The sequence below is a fragment of the Bradyrhizobium sp. LeoA1Lang genome (assembly GCF_055413685.1).
The window spans coordinates 1-8272 of record NZ_JBVAPG010000249.1; the positions used below are offsets into that span (position 1 = coordinate 1).

Consider the following 8272-nt stretch of genomic DNA (forward strand, 5'->3'; position numbering starts at 1 on the left):
GCATGCGGGCACGATGGGCATACGGCATCGCTTATCGGTGGCGCTTATCTGCTTGCACAGGATCAAAACTGGACTGGTACGATCAGGTTTATCTTTCAGCCGGTCGAGGAAACGGCGATCGGTGCGAATGCCATGATCGCGGATGGCTTCTTCGAGCGCTTCCCAATCGACGACTTCTTTGCCTACCACAACTGGCCGGGACTGCCCCTTGGAACTCTAGCCGTCGCTCGCGGTCCCGTGATGGCCGCTGGCGGAAGGATCGCCATTGACCTCAAGGGCAAGGCCGGACATGCGGCTATGCCACACCAGACCCGCGACACGCTGCTGGCCGCGGGGCACCTTCTGACAGCCATCCAGTCGATCGCCGCTCGCGCGATTGATCCTCAGGAGGCTGTCGTCAGCATCACGACGTTGTCGATGGGCGTCGCCTTCAATCAGATCGCCGAGAGCGTGATACTGGGCGGTACGATGCGCACTCTATCCACCGCTGTCCGCGATCGCATTGAAAGTGAAATCGAACGCATCTGCAGAGGAGTTGCCACCACCTTTGGCGTGGACGCCAAGCTTGCGATCAGAAGAACAGTGTCGCCAACCGTCAATGACGCTCGATCGGCAGCAGTGGCGGCACGCGCAGGAGAAGCGATCGGAGCGCCAGTCTTGCGTAATGCGAAACCAAGCCTTGCACGGCGAAGATTTCTCGAACTTTCTCTGCCGAAAGCCGGGAGCGATGGCGTGGATTGGTAACGGTGAAGAACTGTGGGGACGCGCGCTCCATAATCCAGGCTATGACTTCAACGACGTGATCCTTCCAACCGCGGCGAATTGGTTTGCCGCGGTCGCAAAGCTAGCGCTTGAAGCGGTCAACACATGACACTCAGTGTATCACCGAGCAGTGTTATCGCATCGGAATTGAGCTCCTCGAATTCCACTGAAACGGACAAACTGCTACCCGTCCGGTGTCAAACCGGCAGCACTCTTTGGATCGGCGGCAACTGGTACCCCTCCAAAGACCGGCGCGACCTTCACGACCCGATCTCCTCGCGACGGGAAAATGCTTCTGGGACTGAGCCAGGAGCTATGCGGAATTTTGGGTGATGAGGTGATCAGGCGGCGTGGTTTGCCGGCATTTGGATGACCTCGATGCCGTCGTTGAATCTGACACCTGCGATGACCTTCGGCAACTGCATTCGTCCAGCTTGCATCCAGTCCGCTGTAGCTGGCTGCGCGTCGTCCAGGTTCTTGCTGTTGGAATGATTGGCCACCCGTAGTCTTATCCGGTAATGACGGTAACGTATCGTTCATCCTCACAGCCTTATCCGCGATAAGCGCCCGGAAAGACCATGTCCTGGTCGACGAGCACGTTGAACACATAGCCCGGTCGAATCTCCAGTGTGGGCTGGACGTTCAGGTTCTTGCTAATCGTCTGTTCGGCGACCCGGCCAAAGGTCTCGGCAAAGCTGTTTCGCGCGGCATCTGCGGGTGTCTGCCGATATGAATACGGCGAGCTCGCCGGCACCGACATATCGATGCCCGCACCGATCGCGGCAATGAGGATCGCCGAGCCGAACACCTGGAAATAATGATTATCGACTTGATCATTGAAGCCGCCATAGCCTTCCGCGTCCATGCCGGCCATGCCTCCGATCTGCAACGTCGCGCCGTTCGGGAAGATGATGTCAGTCCAGACCACAAGGACGCGGCTTTGCCCGAACGACATCTTGGAATCGTACCGTCCCAGGAGTTTGGCGCCCTGCGGGATCAACAGCTGATGGCCGGTCGCGCTGTCGTAGACGTTCTGGCTCACTTGGGCGGTGATGCGTCCGGGAAGGTCGGAATTGATGCCGGTGATCAGCGTCGCTGGAATGACGGAGCCGCGTTTCAATTCGTAGGCGGATGTCGGCGCGACCACCTTGTTGGGAAGGTAGCCGAGCTTCTTGAGATCCGCGTTGAAGAAATCCTCTTTCGCCGCTTGCCCGTTCGGGTCGATGTTCTGGATGCCGAAGCCGGCGCGAAGCGCCCCCGCATAAAGGTCCGACGCACCGCGTGCAAGACCGGGTGTCGTCGTCTTTGACGGGGTCGCCGCATTGCTGGCCGTTGTATTTGATGTTTGCAGCTTGCTGAGATTGACGGCGAGTGGGGAATCGTAGGCGGCATCGTTCGCCTGCACGCGGGCCATACGTTGGCGCTGCCGTTCGCGCAGATATTGTTCATGCTCCTCGTGCTCGAGGCGCGCGCGCCACAACGCTTCCGACTCGAGTTGCGAGCCGGTCGGCGCCTCAGTCCGTTGTCGGCCGGAGAAAGGATTGTTTGGGGGCTTTGGTGTTTCGGGCTGCGGCGGCGCCGGCTGGAATGTCTGTGCCTCCTGTTGGTCGCCGATGATGCCGTTGGGGACGCCTTTCTTGAGTTGATCGGCATAGGTCGACGCCGGGTTCGATGACGCGGTGTCGATGCCGGCCTCGCGACGGAAGTACAGACCGCGCGAGGTCAAGCCGTAGAAGATGACGGCGAAGAACACGATCACCAGCACGATGGCGACAATGATCGGCAGCCGGTTCAGGCGGCGGATTCCTCTCCCCTCGCCCTCCGGAGCGCCGCCGAGCTTCAGCGATTGCGCCATGATGACCCCTTTACCCGCGCTGCATAACGGAGAGCGGACTGGCCGGCGATGCGCCAGCGGCGGTTGCGCTATAAGCGCGGCCGAGCTCGACGCTGCCGGTCGACAAGCACGCCAGGACCTGACCGTTGTAGGACTCGATCACATAGGCGAGTGGAATGGTCTTCTCGCCCTTGGTCTTCTGATCGGTCGCGACCGCATATCCCCAGCTCTTGAGCGACGTCTCCAGCGCCTGGCCGAAGGGCGTGCCGTCGGGCTTCAGGATGATGGTGCCAGAGCCGGGCCCGACCTGCTCCGCGAATTTCGTCACCATGTCGCCGGCGATCGCGGAAGCCGCGGGACCGGAAAGATCTGATGGCGCCGAGCTCGCCACCAGGGCGCCGCCGCCGAACGAGGTGCATCCGGCGAGCGGCAGGCCGAGCAGGGAGAGAAGGACGAGCCGAGGCATCGAGGAGACCTGCCGCATGATCAGCCTCCCCTCCGAATCGTCACCTTGTCCTGGTTCCAAAAGCCAACGCCGGAGACCAGAATGGCGGTGTCGATCTGATAGTCGACCACCATCATGTCACCCTTCAGCCGATAGTTGACGATGCGGTTCTGACCGCCCGACACGACGAACAGGACCGGTGCGTCCTGACCCGAGAGCGACGATGGAAACTGGATGTAGGTCTTCACGCCATCGCTGTAGACCCGCGTCGGCCGCCAGGACGCACTGCCGCTCACGCTGTAGGCGAAGCTCAACTGCTCGGCGGGAACGCCAGCGCCCGGAATCACCTCAGTGCCAATACGCGCGTTGACATCCGCGAGCCGGCCGCTGACATCCTCCGGATATTCAAAGCCGACGCGCGCCATGTATTGGGTCGCATTCGACTTGAGCTGGATGTGATAGGTTCGCCGCGAGGTCGTCACCACCATCGAGGTGACGAGCCCTGGCTCCGACGGTTTGACGATCAGGTGGATGGCTTGTCCGCCGACCGCTCCGGACGTCGCCGGTTCGACCTTCCAGCGTACGGTATCGCCAACCAGCACATCGCGCACGACCTCACCGGCCTCGAGCTCGATGTCGCAGACCTCGAGCGGCGAGCAGACGACGGAGGGCTGGACCTCGCCGAACAGGAAGACGACCTTGCCGTCCTTTCCGCGCGTCACAAGGCCGGTCGATCCGCGCCACTGGCTCGAAATTCTTGTGCCCTTTCGCTCCTTGGCGTTCATTGCCTGCGCGTGTGCGCTGACATTGGCATGCAGCAAGCCGAAGGCGGATGCCGCGAGAACAACGCATGTATGAAGTCTGATCATGTTTGGGTGCATCGGCGTCCCCGCCCCTTTCATAGTTGCGCCGTCCAGTCGAAATCGCGCAGGTAGAGACCGATCGGATTGAGCCGGATGGTCTGCTCGTCCTGGGGCGGAGTCAGCGTGACAGTGGCGATGCCGCGAAAGCGGTGCTCGCCGGTTTCCTTACCTTTCCTGTCGCGCTCGAATTCAGTCCAGTCGATCTGATAGGACTGGTTGGACAGAGCGACGATGTTGTTGACCTCGACGGCGACCGTCGTCGTCTTGGCCTTCTCGAACGGCGAGTTGCTCCGGAACCAATCATTGATCTTCTGCGTGGCGGGATCGGAGGTCCGCAGCAGCGCGTAGGTCCGATCGATATATTGCTTCTGCACGACCGCATCGGGCGTCACCGATCGGAAGTTCGAGACGAAGCTTCCGGGCGTCGCGCGCACCACCCGCGGATCCGCATATTCGATCTGCTGCGGATAGCCGGCGCTCAAGGCGGTCCCAAGCTTGTCGACTTCGACGATATACGGGACGAGCTTGACCTGCGTGCTCTGGAACAACGCGTAGGCGAAGCCGATCACCGCCATCACCATGGCGACAATGCCGATGGTGCGCCACGTCGCGGCCGCTTTTACGTAGGAGCCGTAGCGCTCGTTCCATTCCTGTCGGGCGGCGAGATAGGGGTTGTCGGGCGGATTGCGCGCGGCCATTCGAGAAAGGGTCTCCACTGATCACCTATTGGGTTGAATCGGTTCAAGTCTTTCCAGTCGATTGTCGCTGCGAGCGCCGCTGATCGAGCTTGGCGTTGGCGAGGCCGAGCGTCGACGTACCAAAGGAGCCTGGCGCGCCGATGGCCTGGTCGCGCGCGGCGGAGGCGAGCGCGCCGCCCGCCGAGCCGATGCCTTGCGTCATGGCCTTGAGGGCGGCTGCGCCAAACGAGGCGCCGTCGGCACGCGCGGCGCTGAACCCGGCTGCCCCTGCCCTCGCGCCTCCCAGGGCGAGGCTGGCGCCGCCAGCCGCGAAGCTCGCCGCCTGTCCCGCATGCTTCACCACTTCCATGCCGCTGCCGACGGAGACGCCCTGCACGACGCCTTGTACGATATTCGGCACGTAGATCGAGATGATGAAGACGACGACGGAGATGCCACCGATCGCCAGCGTCCCGACAAAGGCGTCGTTGCCGGTGCCCGTCTGGTTGGCGAGGTTCAGCAAGGCGTCGGACCCGATCTTGGCGATCATTACCAGCGCCATGAGCTTCATGCCGACGGAGAACGCGTAGACCAGATAGCGGATGGCAAAATCCTTGGTGAAGGACGAGCCGCCGAGGCCGAGCATGATCATGCCGGCGAGCAGACCGACATACATCTCGACCATCACCGCCACGAAGATCGCCGCAACGAGCGAGAAGGAGATCACCACGATCACCATCGCGAATACTGAGGCAATCGCCAGCGCATTGTCCTGGAAGAGGCCGAACTGCGCGTTATGCGACATCGCGGAGGCGACCTTGAGACCCGCGTTGAACACATCCGCGGGCGATGCCGAGCCGCCGCCAGCACCGATCTGATAGAGGCTGTCGACGACCGCTTTCGCGAAATTCGGTCCCTGATCGAGCACGAAGGCGAAGAAGCCGATGAACATGACCCGCCGCACCATCTCGGCGAACCACGCATCGAGGGTTGCGGTCTGAATGGCGAGCCAGACCGCGGCAAGGCCGACCTCGATGCCAGCGAGGATCCAGAACAACGACTTGGCCGCCTGCATGACGGTCGTCTGCCAGCTCTTCGCGGCGGTCGTCACCGAATTTTGAAGCGTCGTGAGAACGCTGCCGTCCTGCTGCGCCAAGGCAGGATGCGCAGCCACGACAATGCCGATCGCAATGATCAGAGCGAGCCCTGGTTTAATCCCACGCATCCCCGCCCCCTCCTCTACCAACGCGGTTTCATCTGCTGGCCGCCGGACGTCTTGTAGTCCTGCGGGGGTTTGAAGAAGTCGCTTGCGCGCGATGCCGCGCCCCGTGCCGGCACCGGCGCGCGCGGCGCGAAGACCAGCCAGGCCCCTGCAGCGCAGGCGCCAATCGCGATAACGACGATGATGATCGTGGACGGTCTCACCAACGGGGCTCCATGGTCTGGCCGCCGGTGGTCGTTGGCGCTGTTGCCTTGAAGAACTGCTCGCGGCGGGCCTGCGACAGATCCTTGCTCGCCTGCGAGGACTGGAACCAGGTCGCCATCATCGTGGTCTGCTGCGCGACGAGACCCCGTAGTTTCTGCATCTGGGCGACTTCTTGCGCGGCGATCTCATGGCCGACCTGCAGCGCCTTCATCTGTCCGTCGGAGCTCTCGGAGGCCGTCTGGAGTTGCGCCATCGTCGAGCTCTCGGTCGCGAACTGCTGGGAGGTGAGACCCGCCGCCTGCAGCGTGCTTGAGATCGTGTCGCGGTTCGTCGTCGACCACGTCTGATAGGTCGAACCGAAGCTCGCGCCGTTTGGCAGATTGGTCTTGAACTGCGCGTAGCTCTGAAAGCGCTGCTTGAGCACGTCGTCGATGTTGCCCATCGAGAACGCCATGCCCTGGCCCTGGTTGACGATGTTCTGCAACTGCTTGAGGTCGTTCTCCACCTGCCCCCAGACATGCGAAGGCAACTGGGCCGTGTTCTGCAGCATGTTCTCGTAGATCCTGAGCTGGTTCTGAATCTGCTGGGCGAGCTGCGAGATCTGCTGAATCTGGTTGTTGATCTGCGTCGTGGACTGGCCGACGAGGCTCACCAGTTCGCCATTGTTAAGGATCTGCGTGAATTCGGTGGAGCCGCCGGCCGCGGCGCCGGCCAATGCCGGACCCACGGCGGGTAGTCCGATGATGGTGGCGACGATGAGCGCCCTACAAATCGGCGGGAAGCGTCTCGGCATGGCCGATCCCCCTTTCCTTGAGCCAGTGAACGGGCCAATTGGCATCGGCCTTCTTCAGCGTCAGGATGCGCTGAGGTCCTCCTTGCCGGACGCGCCGACGAAGGAGAGCGCGATAGGGCCGAGCGCCATGTTGAAGAGGCGGCGGCCCTCTGGCGAAGCGACGTAGTATTCGCGCTTGGGCACCGCGGTCGCGACGATCTCAATCTGCCGCTCGTTGAAGCCGATGCGCTCATAGAATTCGCGCGTGCCGGGCTCACGCGCCGCGCCGTTCGGCAGGCAGATCTTCGTTGGGCAGCTCTCTTTCAGCACATCGATGATGCCGGAGCGCTCGGCATCCGAGATCGATTGCGTGGCGAGCAGCACGGCGCAATTGGCCTTGCGCAGCACCTTCAGCCATTCGCGGATCTTGTCGCGGAAGACGGGATGGCCGAGCATCAGCCAGGCCTCGTCGAGAATGATCAGACTTGGCGCGCCGGTCAGCCGTTTCTCGATTCGCCGGAACAGATAGGTCAGGACCGGGACGAGGTTGCGCTCGCCCATATTCATCAGCTGCTCGATCTCGAAGGTCTGGAACGACCCGAGTTGCAGGCCATCTCTCTCGGCATCGAGCAGCTGACCCATCGGACCGTCGACGGTGTAGTGATGCAGCGCATCCTTGATTTCGCGCATCTGCACGCCCGACACGAAATCCGACAGCGATCGTCCGCGCGCCTCGGCCATCAGGCCGATCTGCCGCGAGATGGCGTTGCGATGATCGGGCGTGATCAGGACGCCTTGCACGGCGACGAGCGTCTCAACCCATTCCGCCGCCCAGGCCCGATCGGTGTCCGTCGATAAGTCCGATAGCGGACAAAACGCGAGCGCCGCCGCGCCGTCCGGGTCATCGCCGCCGATCTCGTAGTGATCGCCGCCAGCGGCCAGCGTCAGCGGCATCATCGAGCGGCCCTTGTCGAAGGCGAAGATCTGCGCGCCGGCATAACGCCGGAACTGCGCTGCGATCAGTGCGAGCAGCGTCGACTTGCCGGAGCCCGTCGGCCCGAACACCAAGGTATGGCCGACGTCGTCGACATGCAGGTTCAGCCGGAAGGGTGTGGAGCCGGATGCGACCTGCATCAGCGGCGGGGAGCCCGGAGGATAGAACGGGCATGGCGCGGTCGGGCTGCCCGACCACACCGAATTGAGCGGGATCAGGTCGGCGAGGTTACGGGTGTTGATGAGCGGCTCGCGGATGTTGGCGTACCAATTGCCCGGCAGGCTGCCGAGGAACGCTTCGGTCGCGTTCAGCGTTTCGATGCGCGCGCCAAAACCTTCAGCCTGGATCAGGCGACGGACGGCCTCGGCCTTCTCCTGCAGGCGCGCGCTGCTCTCGTCGAACAGCACGATGACCGGCGTGTAATAGCCATAGGCGACGAGTTGCGAAGAGGCTTCCGCGATCGCATCCTCGGTCTCAGCCACCATGGCGGCCGCATCCT

9 protein-coding genes and 1 pseudogene are annotated in these 8272 nt (G+C 62.5%); 1 reads left to right on the top strand and 9 read right to left on the bottom strand.

Going from position 1 to position 8272, the window contains the following annotated elements; all coding sequences use genetic code 11:
• Positions 1–744: amidohydrolase (locus ACZYOF_RS40535; protein WP_463719251.1), on the top strand; the 744-nt coding region annotated here is incomplete at its 5' end.
• Between the two features lie 359 nt (positions 745–1103).
• On the opposite strand, the gene ACZYOF_RS40540 is transcribed toward ACZYOF_RS40535, so the two are convergent.
• The 9 genes and pseudogenes from ACZYOF_RS40540 to ACZYOF_RS40580 form a co-directional block, all read right to left on the bottom strand.
• Positions 1104–1262, bottom strand: a complete 159-nt coding sequence (locus ACZYOF_RS40540; protein ID WP_463719257.1) for a hypothetical protein — start codon at positions 1260–1262, stop codon at positions 1104–1106.
• 50 nt (positions 1263–1312) lie between these two features.
• Positions 1313–2617 (bottom strand): IncP-type conjugal transfer protein TrbI, encoded by a 1305-nt coding sequence (gene trbI / locus ACZYOF_RS40545; RefSeq protein WP_463719252.1) that lies wholly within the window; start codon positions 2615–2617, stop codon positions 1313–1315.
• A gap of 10 nt (positions 2618–2627) precedes the next feature.
• The gene (gene trbH, locus ACZYOF_RS40550) at positions 2628–3080 is read right to left on the bottom strand and encodes a conjugal transfer protein TrbH (RefSeq protein ID WP_455998261.1); all 453 of its coding nucleotides are present in this window, start codon (positions 3078–3080) and stop codon (positions 2628–2630) included.
• Between the two features lie 2 nt (positions 3081–3082).
• Positions 3083–3922, bottom strand: a complete 840-nt coding sequence (gene trbG, locus ACZYOF_RS40555) for a P-type conjugative transfer protein TrbG (RefSeq protein ID WP_463719253.1) — start codon at positions 3920–3922, stop codon at positions 3083–3085.
• 17 nt (positions 3923–3939) lie between these two features.
• Complete coding sequence (locus ACZYOF_RS40560) at positions 3940–4602, bottom strand: conjugal transfer protein TrbF (protein WP_463719254.1); 663 nt, start codon at positions 4600–4602, stop codon at positions 3940–3942.
• A 43-nt stretch (positions 4603–4645) separates the two neighbouring features.
• On the bottom strand, positions 4646–5806 hold the full coding sequence (gene trbL, locus ACZYOF_RS40565; protein WP_463719255.1) for a P-type conjugative transfer protein TrbL: 1161 nt from the start codon (positions 5804–5806) through the stop codon (positions 4646–4648).
• Positions 5807–5820: 14 nt separating this feature from the next.
• Positions 5821–6006, bottom strand: a complete 186-nt coding sequence (trbK, locus tag ACZYOF_RS40570; RefSeq protein ID WP_394567566.1) for an entry exclusion protein TrbK — start codon at positions 6004–6006, stop codon at positions 5821–5823.
• Positions 6003–6800, bottom strand: coding sequence for a P-type conjugative transfer protein TrbJ (gene trbJ / locus ACZYOF_RS40575; RefSeq protein WP_463719256.1), 798 nt, complete (start codon positions 6798–6800; stop codon positions 6003–6005). The genes trbK and trbJ overlap by 4 nt, the downstream gene beginning before the upstream one ends.
• A pseudogene (locus tag ACZYOF_RS40580) lies at positions 6772–8272 on the bottom strand (VirB4 family type IV secretion/conjugal transfer ATPase); the annotation flags it as partial. The pseudogene ACZYOF_RS40580 and the gene trbJ, both read right to left, overlap by 29 nt.